Consider the following 1,283-nt stretch of genomic DNA (forward strand, 5'->3'; position numbering starts at 1 on the left):
CGTGGCCGCGTCCGTCGGATGCTGGGGGTGCAGGGTGTAGTTGCAGTCGCCGTGGAAGCGGTGGCGGGTGATCGGCAGAGAGGCGATCTCGTCGTCGCTGACCTGGATGCCGGTGGGATACGGGTTGGTGTCGAGTTCCGCGTGCACGGTCAGACCGGTCTTGGTGGTGGTCGCCGCGATGCTCTCGACGATGACTTCGTGGCTGGTCAGAGGCCTGCCGCGCCAGTTCATGGTGATGTGGGAGAACAGCCGGTGCTCGATCCGGTTCCACTTCGAAGTCCCGGGAGGCAGGTGGCAGACGGTGATCGTGAGGCCGGACTCAGCGGCGAACCGGGCGAGTTCGGTCTTCCACGTGCGGGTGCGATACCCGTTGGAGCCGCCGGCATCGGCGGTGATCAGCAGCCGGCCGGCCGTCGGGTAGGTGGCCCGCCCGACTCCGTTCCACCAACGGCGGATCGACTCGACGGCGAACGCGGCGGTGTCATGGTCGGTGCCGACGTTGACCCAGCCGGTGTTCGCGGCGACGTCGTAGATGCCGTAGGGCACCGCCCTGCCCAGCACGCGGTCGGGGAAGTCGTGGGTGTCGACCCGCACCGGCTCGCCTCTCGGCTCCCATTCACGGCCGTTGTTCTTGAACGGGCCGACCAGCTCCTTCTTCTTCGTGTCCACACTGATCACCGGGGCACCGCCGTCCTGGTGGTCGCGGGCCTGCTCGTTGAGGTAGTGGAACTGTGCGTCCCGGTCAGGGTGCTGCTTGCCTTCCAGCGTCTTGGCATTGCTCTGCAGGCTGAAGCCCTCCTCGCGCAGCAGGTCGCCCACCGTGTCCGCGGAGATCCTGTGGCCCTGCCGGGTCAGCTGCTCGGCCAGCTTGCGGGTGGATTTGGTGGTCCAGCGCAGCGGCGACATGGGATCTCCGCGGACGTCGGGCTCGACCAGCGTGAGGAGTGCCTCCCGAACGGCTGGGTTCTGGTCGACGACGCGTTTGCGGCCGGCGCCGGGCCGACGGACACGGCCCAACGGCGCTTCTCCGGACTCGAGTTCCCGCACTCCGGCAGACACAGTGGCCTCACGGACACCGGCGGCACGAGCGACCGCTCTGATCCCGCCGCGGCCGAGGGACTGCGCCTCCGCCCCTATCAGCAGGCGACGCTGCCGCTCGTCGAGGTGCGGCAGAATCGCCTCGAACTTGGCTGCCAGCGCGGTCCGTTGCCCATCCAACCCGCTCATGCCTGACCAACGAACCACCAAGCAGAAAGCCACGAGTTAAAGATCTGCACGCCCTA

General features: G+C 68.0%; 1 protein-coding gene. It reads right to left on the reverse strand.

Features of this window, described 5'->3' with window-relative positions; translation table 11 throughout:
- Positions 1-1,227 (reverse strand): ISAzo13 family transposase (locus tag ACZ5NH_RS45520; protein WP_468784375.1); only part of this gene is annotated, 1,227 nt, incomplete at its 3' end.
- Positions 1,228-1,283 lie beyond the last annotated feature (56 nt).

Source organism: Streptomyces sp. NPDC031426 (assembly GCF_055581585.1).